This is a genomic window from Saccharopolyspora sp. NPDC050642 (assembly GCF_040654735.1).
In the GTDB taxonomy this organism is placed as follows: Bacteria; Actinomycetota; Actinomycetes; order Mycobacteriales; family Pseudonocardiaceae; genus Saccharopolyspora; species Saccharopolyspora elongata.
The window spans coordinates 113,414-131,763 of the sequence record NZ_JBFAIN010000019.1 but is presented as its reverse complement, the minus strand read 5'-3'; the positions used below and the strand labels follow the sequence as shown (position 1 = coordinate 131,763).

Sequence of the window (18,350 nt, the reverse complement as noted above, 5' to 3'; positions counted from 1 at the left end):
AACGGCGTGCCTCCCGGTGCGCCTGCGCAGCTGCCCGCCTGTTAGCAGGAGGTCGTGCTGTGAGAATTGTGTGCATCGGAGCCGGCCCCGCCGGTCTGTACTTCGCCATTTCGGCCAAAATGCGGGACGCCGGGCACGACATCACCGTGATCGAACGGGATCCGCCGGGAGCCACCTACGGCTGGGGCGTCGTGTACTGGGAGAACCTGCTGGACACGCTGTACCGCAACGACCGGGAGAGCGCGGAGCGGATCCGCGCCGCCTCGACGCTGTGGCAGGAGCAAGTCGTCGCTATGCGCGGCCGGGACAAGGCCTATCTCGGGGGATACGGCTACAGCGTGAACCGCGCACCGCTGCTGGAGATCCTCGCCGAGCGGGCGGTCCAGCTGGGCGTGGACGTCCAGTACGAGCACGCGGCGGATGACCTGTCGGAGTTCGCCGACGCCGATCTGATCGTGGTCGCCGACGGCGCGAACAGCCGCACCCGGCAGCGCTACGCCGAGGAGTTCGGCACCCAGGTCGACCAGGGCCGCAACCCGTACATCTGGCTGGGCACGGACCGGGTGTTCGACATGTTCACCTTCGACTTCGAAGAGACACCCGAGGGCTGGATCTGGTTCCACGCCTACCCCTCCAGCGCCGGCATCAGCACCTTCATCGTCGAATGCCAGGACACCACCTGGCAACGACTGGGGTTCGACCAGATGGGTCCGGAGGACACCGTCGGGATGCTGGAGCGGATCTTCGCGGGCCCGCTGCGGGGCGGCTCGCTGATCAGCCAGTCCCGCGGGAAACCGGCGGCGTGGCAGCGGTTCACCCAGGTCTACAACCAGACCTGGCTGCACGGGAACATGGTGCTGATCGGCGATGCCGCGCACACCACGCACTTCACCATCGGCTCCGGGACCCGGCTGGCGATGCTGGACGCGATCGTGCTCGCGCAGTACCTGTTCGACCACGGCGATACGACCGCCGCGTTGAAGGAGTTCGACGAGGAGGGCCACGCCCAGCTGCGCCTGGCGCAGACCGCCGCGCGCACCAGCATGGCGTGGTTCGAGAACATCGACCGCTACACCGACCGCGGCGCGGTGGACTTCACCTTCGCGATGGCCGGCCGCCACAGCGTGCAGCCGCCGTGGCGGTACCAGCAGCACCTGGTCAACCAGAACCTGTTGGTGCGCAAGGGGAAGCGGATCGCCGGCGTCGGGCAGCGCTGGTTGCGCGCCCGGCGCCGCGGCGAGTCCTGGCGCTAGTTGTTGGGCAGTCGGCCGTCCGGCCGGGCCGGTGCTTCCGGCCCGGCCGGAGTCTCCGGGTGGTGCAGCCGGTAGAGGTTGGCGTAGCCGTTGTTGTTGGCCAGCAGCTCGTGGTGGGTGCCGGCCTCGGTGATCGTCCCCCGGTCCAGGTAGATGATCTGCTGGGCGTCGCGCACCGTGAGCAGGTTGTGCGAGATCACGATGGTGGTGCGGCCGGCCATCAGGCGCCGCAGCGGCGCGAGGATCCGCCGCGAGGCTTCGGCGTCCAGGCTCGTGGTGGGCTCGTCCAGCAGCAGGATCGGGGCGTCGCGGATCATCGCGCGGGCGATCGCGATGCGCTGCCGCTGGCCGCCGGAGAGCAGCCGGCCGCGCTGCCCGACGCGGGTGTCGTAACCCTCCGGCAGCCGCTGGATGAACTCGTGCGCGTCGGCCGCTTCGGCCGCTTCGACGAGCTGTTCGCGGCTGGCGTCCGGGCGCCCGGCCAGGATGTTGTCCGCGATGGTGCCGTCCAGCAGCAGCGTTTCCTGCAGCACGATCGCGATGTTGGCGCGCAGCGCGGCGATGTCCACGGCCCGCACGTCGGTGCCGTCCAGCAGGATCCGGCCGTGGGTGGGGTCGTAGAACCGCAGCAGCAGTTTGGTGAGGGTCGACTTGCCCGCGCCGCTGGCGCCGACCACGGCGGTGGTCTGGCCGGGCAGGGCGCAGAAGCTCACCCCGTGCAGCACGTCGGTGGCGGTGTCGGGGTAGCAGAAGGTGACCCGGTCGACCTCCAGGCGGCCGGTGACCCGCCGCGGCAGCGGGATCGGGTGCGCCGGGTTCTGCACCAGCGGGCGCTGGTCGAGCAGGTCGATGATGCGTTCGGCGCTGGCGGCGGCGGCGAAGACGGTGTTGGACAGCTGGCCGAGGCTGCGGACCGGGGTGTAGAGCTGGGACAGGTAGACCAGGAACACCAGCAGACCACCGAGGGTGATCCGGTCGGCCGACAGCTCGTAGATGCCGACGCCGAGGATCGCCATCACGCCGATGACCTCCAGCACGTCGACGAGCGGGGAGAACAGCGCGCCGACCCGCACGGACGACAGCGCGGCGGCGACGTTGCCGCGGCTCTGCCTGGCGAAGCGGTCGATCTCCGACTGCTCCCGCCCGTAGGCCTGGATCAGCGGCGCGTTGCCGAGGCTCTCCTCGGCGACGGTGGCGATCGAGCCGCTGCGGCCGCGGACCTCGCGGGAGGCCTCCCGGATCCGCCGCGCGAAGAACTTGGCGACGACCCAGAACAGCGGCGCCCCGACCAGGGACACCAGGGCCAGCAGCCAGTCGAGGTAGAACAGCACGCCGGCGAACAGCAGGACCTTCACCACCGAGGCGAAGGTCTGCGCGACGCCGGAGAGCACCAGGCTCTCGATGGCGGCCACGTCGCCGGTGAGCCGGGACAGCGTGTCGCCGATGCGCCTGCGGTCGAAGAACCCGACCGACAGCGTGTGCAGGTGGGCGAAGACCTTGGTGCGCAACTTGTTCAGGAAGTTCTCGCCGATCCACGTCGCCAGGTACTGCCCGCAGAAGTCCAGCGCGCCGGAGACCAGCGTGATCACCGCGTACGCCGCGGCGATGGCGGGGAAGAGGGAGAAGTTGCGCGGGGTGAGCACGTCGTCGATGAGCACCTTGAACAGCCAGATCGCGGCGGCGTCCAGCAGCGGCGCCACCAGCACCAGCACCAGGCTGAGCAGCAGCCAGCCGCGGTACTGCCGCGCATCCGGCCAGAAGCGGCGGAAGACTTCTCGCAGCCGCACCGTCGGCGCGCGCTCGACGAGTCCTTCGGTGTCCCGGTCGGCCGGCCGGAACAGCCAGTTCACCAAGCCCGGCAAATCCTCACCCCCCATGCACGGGCGTAGCTCCCACCCCCGCGGGGTGGGAGCTACGCGATGACGAAACGGTCCAGTGGACGTCAGGGGTCACTAGCAGCCCCAGCCGCCCCACCAGCCGCCCCAGCCGCCCCAGCCCCAGCCGGAGCCCCAGCCGCCCCAGCCCCAGCCGGAGCCCCAACCGCCCCAGCCCCAGCCGCGGCCCCAGCCGCCCCAGCCCCAGTTGCTGCGGAACCGGTCGAACCTGAACGAATCCTTGATCTGCATTCCCATCACCATTTCCGGAATCGATGCACGTCGCGTGCCGAACCGTGCGATCCGACGCGCGCTTGCACGCAGCGCTTGGGAATTCCAGTCATCCGCATGCCATCCGGGCAGCTCGATCTGGGCCCTGGATCGAACGTACGCCCGATGGGAGCTTTGTGGCATGCGGACCGGCCGGAAATCTTTTCCCCCGCGCCGGGCCACTTCGCCGGTGAGTCGGTCTTCCCCAGTAGCCGATGTCAATTGGCACTGACCTCGGCCGGCTCTTTCCTTGATGTGACCGGTTCCCACCCTAAGCGGTCGACCCGGGGAGGACAAGCCGACTTTCGCATTGGCCGGACGGATTTTTTCGTCTTTGCGGCGCGGCTTCCGCGGCGCCCGCAGGGATCCGGGTATTTGGTCCCTAGCTTTTTCCAAAGCCCGTTTCCGGTGTTGGGCAAGTGGGTATTGGGTGCGATCCTTTTATATTGCTGTTCGCTTCTTCAGGTGTCGGAAATGAATCAAGGCGACGTTTTCCTCCAACGCGGATGGCTGTTGGTTGATAAGTATCGGACAGCACAGTTGGTGAATGAATTGTCGGCCGCCGCGCGGGGCCCGGCCGGTCAGCTGCCGGCGAAGAGGTGCTGGAGGAAGGTGGTCAGCGAGTTGACCATGGCGCTGATCGCCGACACCAGCATGTCGAACCCGGACCGGACCACGTCCGCAGCCCCGATCGGGTCGCGCACCAGCAGCGAGCCGCAGACGACGACCAGGAGCACCACGATCACGATCACGGCCTTGCGATTCATGAGATCAGCCTCCTGTCCGGCCCCGGCGCCGACGAGACCCTACCCGGCCCCCGCGCGCCGCCTCTCACCCGCGTGGGGGAAGCCGATCACATCCGACCGCCGATCACAACCGGCCGCGCCGATGCCGCCGGGGGATCGGCCTGGTCAGGCGGAGGCTGACGCGGGAGCTGACCTCGCGCAGCAACTCCACCCACTCGGTGGGGTCGTGCCGGTACTGCTCGGACAGCCAGCCGACGCTCAAGCTCCCGTAGGGCTCGTCGCGCAGGAAGACCGGCACTGCGAGGGTCGCCACGCCGAGGTCGTACTCGCCGACGGTGTAGGCCCAGCCGTTCGCCCGGACCTCGGTGAACTGCGCTTCCAGCTCGGCCAGGTCGGTCACCGTGCGGTCGGTGAAGCGGGCCAGCGGCCGGTCGGTGAAGATCCGCGACCGCTGCTCGTCGGGCAGGAACGCGTAGAAGGACTTGCTCGTGGCGCCGGCGTGCGCCGGGTAGAGCTCGTTGGTCAGCGGGTAGTCCCGCAGCCTGCCGTCGGCGCCCTCCGCGACCACGACGCAGCGCATGTGCGCGCTGTCCGGCAGCGCCAGCAGGGCGCTGTGCCCGGTCGCCTCGGCGAGCTCGGCGAGCAGCGGCCGCACCAAGATGTCCAGGGCGCCGGCCTGGTCCCACATCCGGCCGAGGTGCAGCGCGGCCGGGCCGATCCGGTACCGGCGGTTCGCGGTGTCCTGCACCAGGAAACCGCGGTGCGCGAGCGTCGCCAGCAGCCGCTGCGCGATCGAGGTGTGCAGGCCGAACTCGGTGGCGACCTCGGTGACACCCCACTCCGGCCTCGCCCGGTCGAAGGCCAGCAGCACCTGCAGGGCGCGGTCGGCGGTCTGCGGCAACCCCGGCGGCGTGCGCCGGTCCGTCTCGAAACCCGACATGGACCCATTCTGCGGCCGCCCCGCCAGGTGGGTGCCGCGGCGGTGTTCGCTGTGCGAGGCTCGGGAGAACGACGACGGAGTCGAATTCCCTGGAGCATCGATGAGCAACCCGGAGTACCAGCACCTGCTGACCGAACAGGACGGTGCGACCGTCCGGATCACCATGAACCGCCCCGAGACCCGCAATTCGCTGTCGGCGGGGCACCTCGCCGAGCTGCGCCGGGCTTTCGAGGCGGCCGCCGAGACGAAGGCGACCGGGATCGTGCTGGCGGGCGCGGGCCCGGTGTTCAGCTCCGGGCACGACTTCGGCGACATGGCCGACCGGGACCTGGCCGGGATGCGCGAGCTGCTGCGCCTGTGCGAGTCGCTGATGCGCACCATCCACGCGGTCCCGCAGGTGGTGATCGCGCGAGTGCACGGCCCGGCGGTCGCGGCCGGCTGCCAGCTGGTCGCGACCTGCGACCTGGCGGTGGCCGCCGAGTCGGCCGGGTTCGCGCTGCCCGGCGGCAAGGGCGGCTGGTTCTGCCACACCCCGGCGGTGCCGGTGGCCCGATCCATCGGCCGGAAGCGGCTGATGGAGATGGCGCTGACCGGTGACCTGGTCGACGCCGCGACCGCCGAGCGGTGGGGCCTGGTGAACCAGGTGGTGCCCGACGCGGAGCTGGACGCGGCCGTCGAGGCGCTGCTGGCCCGGGCCACCCGCGGCAGCCGGCACGCCAAGGCGGTCGGCAAGCAGACCATCTACGCGCAGCTGGACCGGCCGGAGGCCGACGCGTACGCGATCGCCACCGAGGTGATGGCGGCGACCTCGCAGACCGCGGACGCGCGCGAGCGGATGCGGGCGTTCCTGGAGAAGCGCCCCCCGGCTTTCGGCGACTGAAGGTCTGTTTTGGCATTGAAGCGGCGCCAGCCGCTTAGCCCACTTACGCGGCTTGCGCCGCCGCGGGTTCTCAGGCTGTGCCCGCCCTTCTGGGCTACTGGGCGAGGCCGGTCCCCGATGCCGCGTATTGGTCCATACGTAAGTCGGGGCTCCCACAGTCCAGGCGGCGTCTGCAACTCCCGCAGGGGGGCCGCCACCCGCACCGCTACGCAAGACGAGATTGGAATCAGATTCTGAGCCGGCTTCGACCGCCGTGACTTTCTGCTCTGGACCGATCAGCCCGGTCGTGCGAACGATGGTGGCCCGTCCGGAGTGCGTGAGGTCGTGGTGGTGGTGTTCGGTTCGATCATCGGGAAGCGTCCGCGAGGAGCGCGCCGCAGGTTCGGCGACGGATGGTTGCCGCGCCTGCCGCGCCGCGTCCGGCGGCTGCTGGCGCTGGGATGACACGGGTCTCGGCACCGTCGTACGACACCGTGTGCTCGGCGCTGTCCTTGGCGTGCCGGGCGCCTTCCGCGCACAACTGCCAACCGTGGCGGTGGCTGCTCGCCGAGCGATCGGTGCAGTTGTTCCTGGACCTGTCCCGGTTGCCCGAGGTGCTCGACCCGACGGGGCGCGCGCAGGTGATCAGCTGCGGTGCCGTGCTGCACCACGCGCGGATCGCGTTCGCCGCGCTCGGCTGGCGGGCGCTGGTGCACCGGCTGCCGAACCCGGCCCAGCCGGGACACCTGGCGTCGATCCAGTTCAGCCCGCGCGATCACGTGGCCCCGGAGCTGGTCGCGCTCGCCGGCGTGGCGGGACAGCGGCGCACCGAACGGCGGTCGTTCCGGTCGGAGCTCGTCGCCCCCGAGCTGCTGACGGAGCTGCGTGCCGCCGCCGAGACGGAGCACGGCGTCCTGGTGCGGGCCGCCGAGCACCGTTCGGTCGTGCTGGAGTCGTTGCGGCGGGCCGGGCAGTTCCGGGAATCCGCCGCGTACCAGAGCGCGATCGCGGAGCTCGATGATCCCGAGCCGGTGCTGCCGGTGCTCGGAGATGAGGCCGTGCTCGCCGTGCTGGCCACCCGCGGCGACGGCGTCGACAGCTGGCTGGCGGTGGGGGAGGCGCTGAGCGCGGTCCTGCTGGCCGCGGCGCGCGACGGCCTGGTCGGCTGCCCGCTGAACCACCTCGGCGAGGTCGACGAGGAGCGCGATCGGGTCCGGGAGACGGTCCTCGGCGGGGCCGGTCACCCCCAGCTGGTGCTGCGGCTGGGCTGGCCGGCGTCCGAGGCGCCGCCGCCGACGCCGCGCCGGGTGCTCGCGGATTCGATGGAGCTGCTGCCCATCCGGCGCTGAAAATCCACAGTGGACCTATGCTTCGAGTGGAAGACGGCGATCTCTGCTGGGAGGCTTGGCGCGTGCAGGACAGCGGATCTCGAGCGGGCAAGGCCGATGCGCGGTCGGTGCGCCGGTGGCGGCGACGGCTCGCCGACGAGCGCGAGGAGGCCGAGGTCTACCGGGAGCTGGCCGCCCGCCGCTCCGGTGAGGAGCGGGAGATCCTGCTGGGCCTCGCCGAGGCCGAGGCACGGCACGCCGCCCATTGGGAGGCGCTGCTCGGCGACGAGGTCGGGCCGGTGCGGCGCGGCCAGTTCCGGATGCGGCTGCTGGTGTTCCTGGCCCGGCGGTTCGGGTCGGTGTTCGTGCTCGCCCTGGCGCAGCGCGCCGAAAGCCGCTCGCCGTACGGCTCCGACCGCGACGCGCCGCCGGCGATGGCCGCCGACGAGCGGATCCACGAAGAAGTGGTGCGGGCGTTGGCCGCGCGCGGGCGCGCCCGCGTGTCGGGCACCTTCCGGGCGGCGGTGTTCGGCGCCAACGACGGCCTGGTCAGCAACCTGGCGCTGGTGCTGGGCGTCATCGGCGGGAACGTGCCGACCTCGACGGTGCTGCTCACCGGCCTGGCGGGGTTGCTGGCCGGCGCGCTGTCGATGGGGGCCGGCGAGTACATCTCGGTGCGCTCCCAGCGGGAGTTGCTGGCAGCGGCGGCACCGAATCCCGATGCCCGCGCCGTGGTGCCCTACCTCGACGTCGACGCGAACGAGCTGGCCCTGGTCTACCGGGCCCGGGGAATGTCCGCCGAGGAGGCCCAGCGCCGCGCGGACGCGCTGCTGCGCAATCCCAAACCGGCGGTGCCGCCGGCCGACAAGCCCACCGACGACCACGAGGTCGTCGGTACCGGCACGAAGGCGGCGATCTCCAGCTTCGTCTTCTTCGCCTCCGGCGCGCTGGTCCCGGTGCTGCCGTTCGCGTTCGGCCTCTCCGGCGGCCTCGCCGTCCTGGTCGCCGCCGTGCTGGTGGGGCTCGCGCTGATGCTCACCGGCGCGACCGTCGGCGTGCTCTCCGGTGCGGCGCCGCTGCCCCGCGCCCTGCGGCAGCTCGCCATCGGGGCGGGGGCAGCGGCGGTGACCTACCTGCTCGGGTTGGTCTTCGGCGCGACCGTCGGGTGAGCGGTCACCGGTCCAGCCGGGCCATCCCGGCGGGTGTGTAGCGCTCGCCGGCGGCGGCGCCGGGCGGGAACTTCGCGGACAGCTCCGCCACGACCGCCGGGTCCAGCCGCGTCGTGGCGGCGTGGATGTTGGCCTCCACCCGCTCGATCCGGCGGCTGCCCGGGATCGGCACCACGTCCTCGCCCTGGGCGAGCAGCCAGGCCAGCGCGAGCTGCGCCGGGGTGATCCCCAGGTCCGCGGCGCGCTCGCGCAGCGGCCGGGTCAGCTCGATGTTGTGGCGGAGGCTCTCCTCCTCGAAGCGCGGGTACCGCTTCTTGCGGACTTCGAAGTTCTCGACGTCCGAGATGTCGCTGAACGCGCCGGTCAGCACGCCCCGGCCCAGCGGCGAGTACGCGACGAGCGCGACGCCGAGGTCGCGCAGCGCGGGCAGCAGTTCGGCCTCCGGGTCGCGGGTGAACAGCGAGTACTCCTGCTGCACCGCGGTGATCGGGTGCACCGCGTGGGCGCGGCGCAGCGTGCCGGCGCTGATCTCGGAGAGGCCGAGGTACCGCACCTTGCCCGCCTGCACCAGCTCGGCCAGCGCCCCGACGGTGTCCTCGATCGGCGTGGTCGGGTCGAGCCGGTGCAGGTAGTAGAGGTCGATGCGGTCCGTGCCCAGGCGGGTGAGGCTGGCCTCGACCGCCTGGCGGACGTACTCGGGGCGGCCGCCGCCGGTCTCCTTGTTCGAGCCGAACTTGGTGGCCAGCACGACCTCGTCGCGGCGCTTCGCCAGCAGGCCGCTGATCAGCTCCTCGTTGTGCCCTTCGCCGTAGACGTCGGCGGTGTCCAGGAAGTTGATGCCGAGGTCGACCAGCTGGTCGAGCAGCCGGGCCGACTCGGCGTCGTCGGCGGCGCCGTAGACCCCGGAGAGGCCCATCGCGCCATAGCCGATGGCGCTCACCAGCGGGCCGCTGCGGCCCAGTTCGCGGCGGGGCAGGGACGGTTGCGACACGTGCGCTCCGATCGGTGTTGTCTCGATTTCCGGTCCGCCACCAGCCTAGGCCCGCCGCGCGGAGCGGCTCACCATCCGGACTGACCACAAAGGACTGTCAAAGTTCGAACTCGGCGCGCTTGTCGGTGGGGACGAGGTCCTGGTAGTCCGGGTGCGTGCTGATCCAGCGGCGGACGAACGGGCAGTACGGCAGCACCGCGAGGCCCCGCTCCCGGACGTCGTCCAGCGCCGTGCGGACGAGCGCGCTGCCCAGGCCGCGGCCCTCGAACCGGGAGTCGATCTCGGTGTGCACGAACGCGATGGACTTGGGGCGCAGCCGGTACTCGGCGAAACCGGCCAGCTCGCCGTCAGCGCGGATCTCGAACCGCTTGGCGTCGGGGTTGTCCACGACCTCGGGCTTGGTCGGACTGGTCACGTTCTGCCTCCACGAGCGATCGGCATCGGTCCCGTCGATTGTGCACGCAGCCCGGGATGGGGGAGGCTGGCCGGGTGAGCAACGTGGAACACGATCCGGCCGAACTGCGCTGCGGTGGCGTGGCGACCGCCGCCGGGCGGGAATGCGAACTCCTCGAACCGCGCACCGTGCCGCTGGGCGGCCCGCGGGCGATGATGGTGGGCCGGACCCTGCCGAATCGCGACCGGCGCATGGTGGGCGCCTGGTGCTTCGCCGACTTCTACGGTCCGGCCGACATCGCCGGGGCGCCGGGCATGCAGGTGCCGCCGCACCCGCACACCGGCCTGCAGACGGTGAGCTGGCTGCTCGACGGCGAGGTGCTGCACCGCGACAGCCTGGGCAGCGAGCAGCTGGTGCGGCCGGGCGAGCTCAACCTGATGACGGCCGGTTTCGGCATCTCGCACTCCGAGGAGTCACCGGTCGGCCACGGCCCGGTCCTGCACGGCGTGCAGCTGTGGGTGGCGCTGCCCGGAGACCGGCGCGACGTCGCCCCGCACTTCGAGAACCACGCCGACCTGCCGGTGCTGTCCACGGCGGACGGTGCAGTGACGGTGCTGATGGGCGCGCTCGCCGGCGCCGAGTCGACCGCGCGGACCTACACGCCGCTGGTCGGCGCGGACCTGTCGATCGCGGCGGGCCGCACGCTGCGGCTACCGGTGGAGCCGGAGTTCGAGCACGCGGTGCTGGCGGTCTCCGACGGCGTCTCCGTCGACGACCAGCCGCTGGCCCGGGGCAACATGCTCTACCTCGGGCGCGGCCGGGACGAGCTCTCGGTGCGGGGCGACGGCCCGGCGCGGGCGATGCTGCTCGGCGGCATCCCGTTCGAGGAGGAGATCGTCATGTGGTGGAACTTCGTCGGGCGCTCGCACGACGAAGTCGCCCAGGCCAGGGCGGAGTGGGAGCACGGCCGCGCGGCCGCCGACCCGGACGGCCGGTTCGGGGTCGTGCACGGCTACGGCGGCCCGGCGCTGCCCGCACCGGAACTGCCGAACGTCGAGCTGCGGGCCCGGGGCCGAACGCGCCGTCCGAGCTGAGCCGCGGAGTTCACCGCCGGTCCGGCCGGGCATCCACTCGGCCGGACCGACGCGCTGAATCCACAGTGGACTGGTCACGGTCCGCGGCGGACGGTGCGAGTCAACTGACGTTGTGCACGGTTCGCGCCCCCGGTGTGGACACGTTGCCAACTTTCCTCGCGCTGCGCGCTGGCCGAGACTCGGGGCTTCGGACGCGAACGAGGAGACGTGGCATGACAGAGCTGGCCGACCTCCCGGCCGTGGATCTGGTGGCGGCGTACCGGGCGGGCGAGGCCTCGCCGGTCGAAGCCATCGACGCGGTGCTGGCGCGCGTCGATTCCCGCGAGCCCAAGCTGTGCGCCCTCTACGCGCCGGATCCCGAAGGTGCCCGGGTCGCGGCCCGGGCGTCGGAACGGCGCTGGCACGCCGGCGAACCGGCCGGGCCGCTGGACGGGGTGCCGGTGACGGTCAAGGAGAACATCGCCACGAAGGGGACGCCGGTGCCGCAAGGTACCGCGGCCACCGAGCTGATCCCGGCCGCGGAAGACGCGCCCGCGCCCGCACGGCTGCGCGAGAGCGGTGCGGTGATCTTCGCCAAGACCACCATGCCCGACTACGGCATGCTCTCCTCGGGCGCGTCGAGCTTCCACCACCTGTCCCGCAACCCGTGGGATCTGACGCGAACGCCCGGCGGTTCCAGCGCCGGGGCGGGTGCGGCGGCCGCCGCGGGCTACGGGCCGCTGCACGTGGGCACCGACATCGGCGGCTCGGTGCGGTTGCCCGCCGGCTGGTGCGGGGTGGTCGGGCTCAAGCCCAGCTTCGGCCGCATCCCGGTCTCCCCGCCGTATCCAGGCCGGGTCATCGGCCCGATGACCCGCACGGTCGCGGACGCCGCGCTGCTGACGTCGGTGCTGTCGGCCCCGGACGAGCGCGACCACACGGCGCTTCCCCCGGCCGACGTCGACTGGACGCGGCTGGACCGCGACGTGCGCGGCTTGCGCATCGCCCTGCTGCTCGACCACCGGGTGGGGCTGCCGGTCGAGCCCGCGGTCACCGCCGCCGTGACCGCCGCGGCGCAGCTGTTCGCCTCCGCCGGGGCGGCGGTGGAACCCATCGACCCGTTCCTGTCCCGCGAGATGCTCGACGGCATGGACCTGTTCTGGCGCTTCCGGTCGTTCACCGACATCTCGGCCCTGCCCGCCGAACGCCGCGCCAAGATCCTGCCCGGCATCGCGCAGTGGGCGACCAGCGCCGAGGACGTCTCGGCGGCCGAGGTGTTCCACGGCTTCAGCCAGATGGACGCGATCTCGGTGGCGGCCAACCGGGTGGCCCGCGACTTCGACTACGTGCTGTCCCCGGTGGCGCCGATCCCGGCCTTCCCGGCGGAGCAGGCCTACCCGACGGGCGACCCGATGCGGGCGATGGAGCACATCGCGTTCACGCTGCCCTGCAACATGTCCGGCCAGCCGGCGGTGTCGGTCAACTGCGGCTGGACCCCGGAGGGCCTGCCGATCGGCCTGCAGATCGCGGGCAAGCGCTTCGACGACCTGGGCACCCTCGCCCTGGCCAGGGCGTACGAGCAGCTCCGCCCCGCGCAGCGCCCCTGGCCGAGGCTCTGAGCAGGCGGCGTTCACCAGGTGTGCGGGTCGTCGCCCCAGCGCTGCGGGATCCCGGCGGTGGCCAGGTCGATGGCCTCCTCGACGAGCTCGACCAGCCGCTCCAGATCGCGGCGCGGGTCGGCGCACATCGTCTCCAGGCCGATGCGCAGGCCCGCGCAGACCATCCCGACGAGCACCCGGGGCCGCATGTCATGGGCCTGGTCGACGCCCCGCCGCGCGGCGATCTCGGTGGTCAGCCGCTCTTCGCTGCCCGCCGCGCGGCGCAGGTTGCCGGCCAGCAGCGCCGGTGTCTTGTTGATCAGGTGCTGGACCTGGAGGAACCGGCGGACGCCGTCACCCGCAGCGGCCTCGTGGATCATCGCCAGCACCGCGTGCCGCAGGGCGAGCAGCGGCGGTTCGGCGGCGGGCCGGGCGGTGAGGGCTTCGAGCACCAGCTCGTCGAACTCGTCGCCCTTGGCCAGCGCGACGTCCTCCTTGCCGGCGAAGTAGCGGAAGAACGTGCGCGACGAGATCTCCACCTCGGCGGCGATCTCGTCGATGGTCGTCGCGTCGTAGCCCTTCGTGAGGAACAGGTCCAGGCCCGCGTCGATCAGCGCGGCCCGCGTGCGCTGCTTCTTGCGGGCGCGCAGGCCACCCTGGTCGGTCGGGGCACTCATGCCCGTCATTATGCCAGAGGACGACATAAGTCACGTAGCGACAATTGGCAGCGACTGACACTTTATGTATGGTCGGTGTCGACCGCACCGATGGAGGAGCAACGATGAGCAAGGGCCTGGAGATCCGCCTCGCGTCCCGCCCGAAGGGCTGGCCGACGCAGGAGAACTTCGACGTCGTCGAGGTCGAGCAGCCGCAGCCGGGCGAGGGCGAGCTGCTGGTCCGCAACGTCTGGATGAGCGTCGACCCGGCCATGCGGGGGCGGATGAACGAGGGCAGGTCGTACGTGCCGCCCTTCGAGGTGGGCAAGGCGCTGCAGGGCGGCGCGGTCGGCGAGGTCGTCGCCGCCAACGCCGAGGGCTTCCAGCCCGGCGACTTCGTGCTGCACTACTTCGGCTGGCGGGACTACGCGACGTTCGAAGCCAAGCACGCCGTGAAGGTCGACCCGCAGGTCGCGCCGTTGAGCGCCTACCTGTACGTGCTCGGCATGCCCGGCATGACCGCCTACGTCGGGCTCGCCGACATCGCCGAGCAGAAGGAAGGCGACGTGGTGTTCATCTCCGGCGCGGCCGGGGCGGTGGGCTCGCTGGCCGGGCAGATCGCCAAGCTGCGCGGCGCGTCCCGGGTGATCGGCAGCGCCGGGTCGGCCGAGAAGGTCCGCTACCTCGTCGACGAACTCGGCTTCGACGCCGCGTTCAACTACCACGACGGCCCGGTCGTCGAGCAGCTCAAGGCCGCCGCGCCCGACGGCATCGACGTCTACTTCGACAACGTCGGCGGCGAGCACCTGGAGGCCGCCATCGAGGTGCTCAACGACTTCGGCCGAGTGGCGGAGTGCGGCATGATCTCGCAGTACAACAACGCGGAGCCGAAGCCCGGCCCGAACAACCTGTTCAAGATCGTCTCGAAGCGCCTGAAGCTGCAGGGCTTCATCGTCATCGACCACGCGCACCGCAAGGACCAGTTCTTCGCCGAGGTCGGCGGCTGGCTGCGCGAGGGCAAGATCAGCTACCGGGAGACGGTCGTCGAGGGCCTGCGCAACGCGCCGGAGGCGTTCCTCGGCATGATGCGCGGCGAGAACACCGGCAAGATGCTGGTCAAGATCGCAAACGCCGGGTAAGTCTCCCCAGCTTTCTCCGTCGACGACTGAGAAGGTGGCCCCTTCGGCGTAGTGGCCACGCTGCTGATCGCGATGCTCGCCGGCGTTGCCAACCGCCTTGTGCGGAATGCACGCGGGCGTGCAGTTCATGGCCTACTACGTCGCGATCCTCTTCGTTCCCGAGGTGATCGGCTTGGCTTGGCCGGAGCAGCGCCGCCGGCGGACATCTCGGGGCCTTCGCTGCGTCGACTGAGGACGACGCAGGGTGGGGGAGACGACAACGGCTTCGGCGGGTGCCTCGGTTCCGGCGAGCATGAGCTCGACGGCGCGTTCCGCCTCGCGCTGCAGGAAGGCGGCCAGGAACTCCTCATAGGACCAGTCTTCGGTCCGGGCTCGTTCGGCCAGGCGCGCCCCCGTCCGCGGTGGACCCCTGGTGGTCTGCCGGGTCGTTGTGGCGACCCGGCAGACCAGGGTTTCACTTCGCGGTCGTGCTGAGGAACAGCGAGTTGAACAGCAACTTGTAGGTGCCGTGCGACTGGCCCCGGTGCTGGGGCCGGAAACCGAGCAGCACCACGTGGCCCTGGCCGACCTGCGCGTCGACGGCCGCGGACCGGTTGTGCAGGGTCTGCTCGCCCAGGATCCAACCGCTGGCGAGGAGCTTCTCGTCCGGATAGGACGCCACCGTTCGCACCGAGTGCGCGTCGGTGGCGAATCCCGGGCTGCGGGCGAAGAATCCGACGCCGCGCTCCGGCATGCCCCATGCGATCGGTTGGTTCGGGTCGAACCGCATGTTCAGCAGCGTCCCGGGGGCGAAGAACTCGGTGTCCTTCAGACCTTCGGTGACGTCGCGGACCGGTACTCCGAGGCCGGTTCGGGCCAGTTCCTCCGCGTTGTTGAGCGTGACCAGGACTCCGCCGTCGGCGACGAACTGCTTCAGGTTCGCCACACCGGCCTCGGTCATGCCACCGGTGTACTCCGGCGGCATCGAGCCCGGCTTCTGACCGTCTCGCATCGCGGCGTACGTGGCGTCCGGCAGGACGATCACGTCGTAGCGCTGCCGCAATTGGCCTGCGCGGACCTCGTCGTCGGTGAGCTTGTCCTGGTTGAACCCGTACTGCTCCAGGAGGAACCGCGTCCAACCCTCGTCGATGTTGCCGCCGCCGGTGCTCGTGCTGCCGGTGGCCAGCGCCTGCGGGCTCATCGCGCCGCCCCACGGGTAGTAGAGCCCGACTCGCGGTGCGGTCAGCGCTTTGGTGCCCTCAGGCAGCCGGTCCGCTCCGGCCACCACGAGGCCGAACCGGTCGGCGACTTCGGCGACCTTCGCGCGATCGGCGTTGCTCATCAGGAACGTGCCAGCCGGCCATTCGCCTGCGTCCGTGGCCACCGGGGTGGTGCTGCGGGCGATCGACGCGCCTCGACCGAGCAGCGCGTTGACCGCGGCGACCGAGTCGTTCACGCGCGGATCCAGCGCCAGGACGGGCTTTTCGCTGATCCGGCCGCGCGGTGGTGCCGCCCGATCGACCGGCTCACCGACGGCGGGGACGCGTTGCGCGTGCTTGTCGACCTGGACGCCCATCTGCATGGGCAGTGTCCAACCGGTGATGTCGTAAGGCGCGTCCGGCGGCCCACCCGGGTACTGCTCCCGGTTCGGGTAGACCTGCGCGTTGAGCAGATCGGTCAGGTACGGCCGGAACGCCTGGGCGCCGCGGACGATGAAGCTGCCCGCGGGATACGTCCGGTTCTGCACAGAGAACGGCGCGGTCGCCCGCTCCACCTCGATCCCGCCCATCCGCAGGACGTTCACGAGCTTGACCGCGGTCGGGAAATCCGTCTGGTCTGCGGGGATGACGTAGCTCTCGTTCGCGCCAGCGTCGATCGCCGCACGGCCCATCCGGTAGATGCCGCGCAGCCACTCGTCCCGCTTCTCCGAGGCGACGTCCAGCATCGCCATCGACGTGGTCGCCATGTACTCGCAGCTGTCCCGCAGGTGCCATTCGCCGCCGCGCCACGGGCTCGGGTAGAACGCCGACGGCTGGGAAGTGGACTCGCCGTTCGGGAAGGTCGGCGGGAAGTCCTTCGGGTCGTAGGTCGCCGGGGTGGGCCAGGTGTGCGCGGTCTCGGTGAGGATCCCGACCATGTTGTGGAAGTACGGCGCCGAGCGCATTCCGCCGTTCCACCACATGTCGAAGGTGGTCCGGGAGACCGCGCCGGTCTTGCCCTCGCTGTCGAGCCGCCGCGTCATGGCGTCGCCGACCAGGTTGACGCCGCGGGTCGTCTCCGGGTTGATGTTGGGGTTGACCGGTTCTTCGAACGGCGGCACGAAGATCCGGGCCGGGTACGGCGCGGTCTGGTGGATGTTGTGGATCAGCTGCGGGAACCACTCGTGGTAGAGCTGCCGCCCGATGTTCTGCGACTCCGGCAGGTTGAACATGTACCAGTCGCGGTTGTTGTCGTGCCCGGCGTACTTGTTGTAGAGCTCCGGCGGGAAGGTCCGCTCGTAGGGCGTGCCGACGTGCTCGTTGTACCAGTCGGCGACCATGGTGGTGCCGTCCGGGTTCATGTTCGGCACGACGATGGTGATCACGTCGTCGCGGATCCGGCGCATCTCCTCGGACTCGCCGGTGACCAGCCGGTGCGCGAACATGGGCGCGGTCTGTCCGCTGGCGATCTCGGCGGAGTGGATGCCGAAGTCGACCCAGGCGATCGACTTGCCCTCCCGCGCGAGCTGCTCGGCCTCGGCCGCGGCCGGCTCCCCGGTGGCGAGCCGGCGGGAGATCTCCTTGTACCGCTGGAGGTTCTTCGGCTTGAGGTTCTGTTCGGAGGAGATCAGCGCCATGAGCATCGGTCGTCCTCCGCTGGACTTCCCGATCTCCACCAACTGGATCCGGTCGCTGGTGTCGTCCAGATGCCGGAAGTAGTCGGCGATCTGCTCGTAGCTGGCCATCTTGCGGTCCGCGCACGGTTGCCAGCCGATGACCGACTCCGGTGTCGGCACCGCCGCCGGGGCGGCGACCGCGCTCACTGCGCCCCCGAGCAGGGCCGCGACGAGACCCGCCGCCAGCCCGAGGGTCGTGGATCTTCTCATCAACTACGCTCCTTTTCGAGGAGATGTCCGGATCGCCGTGCCCAGCGCCCACTGAGGTCCATCGGCGGTCCGGCTGGAACCGGGCCGGTGTCGACAGCACCGGCCCGGGGTCCTTTTCACCCGCGCGGCGGCGGAAGGCGGTTCGGCCTGGTGAGCCGACCGCTTGCGGGGAAGCCCTCAGTCCTCCGGCGGTCCGGTCGCCCGTTGCGCGGTCCGGCGCGGAACCTGGCCGCCGAGCAGGAGATCGACCAGTTGCTCGGCGTACTGCACCCCGATCGGCCGGTCCGTCAGGTTGCGCCGGAAGAAGGTGAAGCCCGCGAACATGTCCAGCACCAGATCGACGTCGGTGTCCTCGGGTAGATCTCCGCGCGCGATCACCCGGCCGACCACGGCGCGCCCCAGCCGCCGCCGGGTGACCCCGAGGTCCACCCAGATCCGCCGCGCCTCGGGATCGTCGGCGACGTCCGCGCTGAGCGCGAGAGCGGTGGCCCGGTCGACCTGCCGGAGCTGCTCGACGATGTTGACGCTGAGGAAGGCGACCAGGTCCTGCCGGCTGTCTCCGCTGTCCGGCACCGGATGCGACTGGTAGCGCTCGGCGAGCACCTCCAGCGCGAGCGCGGATTTCGACGACCACCACCGGTAGACGGTCGCCTTGCCCACCTTGGCGCGGTGGGCGACCGCCTCCATCGTGAGGCGCGAATACCCCCGCTCGTCGAGGAGCTCGCTCGCGGCCCGCAGAACGTCGCGGTGCACAGCCTCGTTCCGGACACTGCCTCGGTGCGGTCGTGCTGGCGAGACGGCCTCGCGGCGGGGCTGTTCCATGTTCTCTCCCGAGCGGCTGATGCGAAGCGCGAAGGTGTTCAGGCGACGTGCACGGACTCGGGTCGACGGCTGGTGCAGGAGCGGCGGTTTCGGGGCTATGTCGGGTGTGATCAGGTTCGTCCGGAGCTGACTTTTTGTCAAGACGCTTCGTTCAGGCAAATCCGGCCGACATAC

General features: G+C 71.0%; 18 protein-coding genes. 9 read left to right on the top strand and 9 right to left on the bottom strand.

Going from position 1 to position 18,350, the window contains the following annotated elements; genetic code table 11:
- Positions 1-59: 59 nt before the first annotated feature.
- Positions 60-1,253: an FAD-dependent monooxygenase gene (locus AB0H93_RS26625; RefSeq protein ID WP_358575942.1), complete on the top strand. Its 1,194-nt coding sequence runs from the start codon at positions 60-62 to the stop codon at positions 1,251-1,253.
- Here the strand turns inward: AB0H93_RS26625 and AB0H93_RS26620 are convergent.
- The 4 genes from AB0H93_RS26620 to AB0H93_RS26605 all read right to left on the bottom strand — a co-directional run bounded on the left by AB0H93_RS26620 (position 1,250) and on the right by AB0H93_RS26605 (position 5,083).
- A complete protein-coding gene (locus AB0H93_RS26620; protein ID WP_358575941.1) occupies positions 1,250-3,103 on the bottom strand; it encodes an ABC transporter ATP-binding protein in 1,854 nt (617 codons plus the stop codon). The two genes, AB0H93_RS26625 and AB0H93_RS26620, sit on opposite strands and share 4 nt — an antisense overlap.
- A 102-nt stretch (positions 3,104-3,205) precedes the next feature.
- Complete coding sequence (locus AB0H93_RS26615) at positions 3,206-3,379, bottom strand: hypothetical protein (RefSeq protein ID WP_358575940.1); 174 nt, start codon at positions 3,377-3,379, stop codon at positions 3,206-3,208.
- Positions 3,380-3,978: 599 nt separating this feature from the next.
- Complete coding sequence (locus tag AB0H93_RS26610) at positions 3,979-4,164, bottom strand: hypothetical protein (protein ID WP_132486206.1); 186 nt, start codon at positions 4,162-4,164, stop codon at positions 3,979-3,981.
- Positions 4,165-4,267: 103 nt separating this feature from the next.
- A complete protein-coding gene (locus AB0H93_RS26605) occupies positions 4,268-5,083 on the bottom strand; it encodes an IclR family transcriptional regulator (RefSeq protein ID WP_358575939.1) in 816 nt (271 codons plus the stop codon).
- Between the two features lie 100 nt (positions 5,084-5,183).
- On the opposite strand from AB0H93_RS26605, the gene AB0H93_RS26600 reads away from it, so the two are divergent.
- The 4 genes from AB0H93_RS26600 to AB0H93_RS26585 all read left to right on the top strand — a co-directional run bounded on the left by AB0H93_RS26600 (position 5,184) and on the right by AB0H93_RS26585 (position 8,439).
- Entirely contained in the window at positions 5,184-5,963 is a 780-nt protein-coding gene (locus AB0H93_RS26600) for an enoyl-CoA hydratase-related protein (RefSeq protein ID WP_093267845.1), read from the top strand.
- Positions 5,964-6,275: 312 nt separating this feature from the next.
- Positions 6,276-6,407, top strand: a complete 132-nt coding sequence (locus tag AB0H93_RS26595; protein WP_268951841.1) for a hypothetical protein — start codon at positions 6,276-6,278, stop codon at positions 6,405-6,407.
- Positions 6,404-7,291 carry a nitroreductase gene (locus tag AB0H93_RS26590; RefSeq protein WP_358575938.1) on the top strand — a complete coding sequence of 296 codons (888 nt, stop codon included), beginning with the start codon at positions 6,404-6,406 and terminating at the stop codon, positions 7,289-7,291. The genes AB0H93_RS26595 and AB0H93_RS26590 overlap by 4 nt, the downstream gene beginning before the upstream one ends.
- 17 nt (positions 7,292-7,308) lie before the next feature.
- Positions 7,309-8,439, top strand: a complete 1,131-nt coding sequence (locus AB0H93_RS26585) for a VIT1/CCC1 family protein (RefSeq protein ID WP_358575937.1) — start codon at positions 7,309-7,311, stop codon at positions 8,437-8,439.
- Between the two features lie 4 nt (positions 8,440-8,443).
- On the opposite strand, the gene AB0H93_RS26580 is transcribed toward AB0H93_RS26585, so the two are convergent.
- Together AB0H93_RS26580 and AB0H93_RS26575 are read right to left on the bottom strand one after the other, a co-directional pair.
- The gene (locus AB0H93_RS26580; protein ID WP_358575936.1) at positions 8,444-9,430 is read right to left on the bottom strand and encodes an aldo/keto reductase; all 987 of its coding nucleotides are present in this window, start codon (positions 9,428-9,430) and stop codon (positions 8,444-8,446) included.
- Between the two features lie 97 nt (positions 9,431-9,527).
- Positions 9,528-9,845 carry a GNAT family N-acetyltransferase gene (locus AB0H93_RS26575; protein WP_358575935.1) on the bottom strand — a complete coding sequence of 106 codons (318 nt, stop codon included), beginning with the start codon at positions 9,843-9,845 and terminating at the stop codon, positions 9,528-9,530.
- A 74-nt stretch (positions 9,846-9,919) separates the two neighbouring features.
- Between AB0H93_RS26575 and AB0H93_RS26570 the strand changes: the two genes are divergently transcribed.
- Entirely contained in the window at positions 9,920-10,918 is a 999-nt protein-coding gene (locus AB0H93_RS26570) for a pirin family protein (protein ID WP_358575934.1), read from the top strand.
- Between the two features lie 212 nt (positions 10,919-11,130).
- A complete protein-coding gene (locus AB0H93_RS26565) occupies positions 11,131-12,516 on the top strand; it encodes an amidase (RefSeq protein ID WP_358575932.1) in 1,386 nt (461 codons plus the stop codon).
- A gap of 11 nt (positions 12,517-12,527) precedes the next feature.
- Here the strand turns inward: AB0H93_RS26565 and AB0H93_RS26560 are convergent, their stop codons facing one another.
- Complete coding sequence (locus AB0H93_RS26560; RefSeq protein ID WP_358575930.1) at positions 12,528-13,172, bottom strand: TetR family transcriptional regulator; 645 nt, start codon at positions 13,170-13,172, stop codon at positions 12,528-12,530.
- A gap of 104 nt (positions 13,173-13,276) precedes the next feature.
- On the opposite strand from AB0H93_RS26560, the gene AB0H93_RS26555 reads away from it, so the two are divergent.
- Together AB0H93_RS26555 and AB0H93_RS26550 are read left to right on the top strand one after the other, a co-directional pair.
- Positions 13,277-14,290, top strand: coding sequence for an NADP-dependent oxidoreductase (locus tag AB0H93_RS26555; RefSeq protein ID WP_358575928.1), 1,014 nt, complete (start codon positions 13,277-13,279; stop codon positions 14,288-14,290).
- Positions 14,291-14,375: 85 nt separating this feature from the next.
- Positions 14,376-14,522: a hypothetical protein gene (locus tag AB0H93_RS26550; protein ID WP_358575927.1), complete on the top strand. Its 147-nt coding sequence runs from the start codon at positions 14,376-14,378 to the stop codon at positions 14,520-14,522.
- 222 nt (positions 14,523-14,744) lie between these two features.
- Here AB0H93_RS26550 and AB0H93_RS26545 read toward each other — a convergent pair whose 3' ends face one another.
- Both AB0H93_RS26545 and AB0H93_RS26540 read right to left on the bottom strand, forming a co-directional pair.
- Positions 14,745-17,354 carry a M14 metallopeptidase family protein gene (locus AB0H93_RS26545; RefSeq protein ID WP_358575925.1) on the bottom strand — a complete coding sequence of 870 codons (2,610 nt, stop codon included), beginning with the start codon at positions 17,352-17,354 and terminating at the stop codon, positions 14,745-14,747.
- 177 nt (positions 17,355-17,531) lie between these two features.
- Positions 17,532-18,107, bottom strand: coding sequence for a TetR/AcrR family transcriptional regulator (locus tag AB0H93_RS26540; RefSeq protein WP_358575923.1), 576 nt, complete (start codon positions 18,105-18,107; stop codon positions 17,532-17,534).
- Positions 18,108-18,350: the final 243 nt, after the last annotated feature.